This is a genomic window from Oligella sp. HMSC05A10, from assembly GCF_001808335.1.
GTDB classification, from domain to species: Bacteria; Pseudomonadota; Gammaproteobacteria; order Burkholderiales; family Burkholderiaceae_B; genus Oligella; species Oligella urethralis.
Window position 1 is genome coordinate 1 of record NZ_KV792873.1, and the last position, 1,493, is coordinate 1,493.

Consider the following 1,493-nt stretch of genomic DNA (forward strand, 5'->3'; position numbering starts at 1 on the left):
CAATCTGATAACCACCATCGCCTGCATAAATACCGGTTTTTTAGTAAATTGTATATTTCGATTTGAATCAATAGAAACCTGTTTCTAACAAACCATCTTGTTTTGCAAACTGAATAAACTTCTCTATTGCCTCAGGTTCTCGCCCCATTACATCGTCAAGGAGTTTTTCTTGGATTAGTGGTGCATAGTACAAACCATTATATCGGTTGGGGAAAAATGTCCATTGACCTTTCAAAACACTATCTACAATCTCAACCTCTCTTGAATCATAAATCATTAACCAACCACCATTGTCTCTTGGTAAGCCTAAAAAATAAGTTACATACTCTATTTTACCTGCGCTACGAAATACCTCCCCCCAGTAAATACCAAAGACCTCTATATTTTCACCATCTTCTTTATCATTAATCTTCATCTATTTTCCTTTCGACAATTCAACTCTATCCATTATTTCTAATTATTCTTTTGATGGTTTCCTCACGACAATCTTCATGTCATAGGCTTTATCAGTATGCCTGTTGTATTGGTAATGAATCTCTATTTGTTTTCCATCTGTGAACTTGCGATTAACAGTCATCTTCTGGAAACCTGCACTTTCTGGAAACCGAGGGTCATTATTCATACCAATCAAACCCTTACCTTTACTTGGATTTGAAGCCACCTCCTTCCAAAAAAGTTGCTCTCTCAAATCACTAAGTATTATCGATTGATTTACGTTGGCCGTTGAAATTTTTTTCGCATTAGAAACAGCTTTCAATACATTCGCATCGGTAACGCCCGCTTTAACTAAGAGGGCCGTGTCCGTTAGAGCTGGCTCATAACTTATCCCTTTGGAGCCCGTACCAGCCACCGGTCTAAGGACTAAAGAATTAGGTGTTTTAAAACCCATCAACAGGGCTTCTTGAGCAAAGACAGGGGCCACCATCAGCGTACCACCCATCACTTGCATTGACCCATCCACTAACTGACCATCTGCAATAGCCGCTGAACCCAGTCCAATACTGTAGCCTCCTGCAGCAGCCGACACGCCCCTCACCACCGCGCCCACAGGACCCGTCATAAAATAAAGTGCAGGCTCTGCTGCTTTGGCAAGCTTCATGTCCATCGACTCATACACACCGACTTGTTGAAGAGCTTTGCTATAGAGTTCACTAACGTATGAATCCTCTACCTTGCCATCAGCAATGGGCATATCAAGAATACGTAGGGCAAGTTCCGGATCACCTCCTGATACCTGCTCCAATATCAAGCCCAAGATCTGTGTTTCCTGAGGACTCAAGGATGAACTATCTGCTTGGTAGCGGGCAAGTAAGTTGTCCGCATAGGCATCTTTTTCAACTAAATCAATGAACTCGCGTGCTTCCTCTAGGGTGAGATCTCGTTGACCGAGACCAAGTACTCCCTTTTCAAGGGATTTATCCACTAACTCTTGACGTCGTTGATATTCTAACGGTGACAGCCAGTTATTATCCACCGCCGTCCCCGCCGACTGT

2 protein-coding genes are annotated in these 1,493 nt (G+C 42.7%); both read right to left on the reverse strand.

Annotation, left to right across the window (positions count from 1 at the left end):
* Positions 1 to 67: 67 nt before the first annotated feature.
* Positions 68 to 415 (reverse strand): hypothetical protein, encoded by a 348-nt coding sequence (locus tag HMPREF3144_RS03650; RefSeq protein ID WP_018575374.1) that lies wholly within the window; start codon positions 413 to 415, stop codon positions 68 to 70.
* A 42-nt stretch (positions 416 to 457) separates the two neighbouring features.
* A partial coding sequence (locus HMPREF3144_RS03655) for a hypothetical protein (RefSeq protein ID WP_083290374.1) occupies positions 458 to 1,493 on the reverse strand: 1,036 nt, incomplete at its 5' end.

Coding starts and splice junctions, on each gene's coding strand:
- HMPREF3144_RS03650 (WP_018575374.1), bottom strand. CDS start 415: ATGAAGATTAATGATAAAGAAGATGGTGAAAATATAGAGGTCTTTGGT.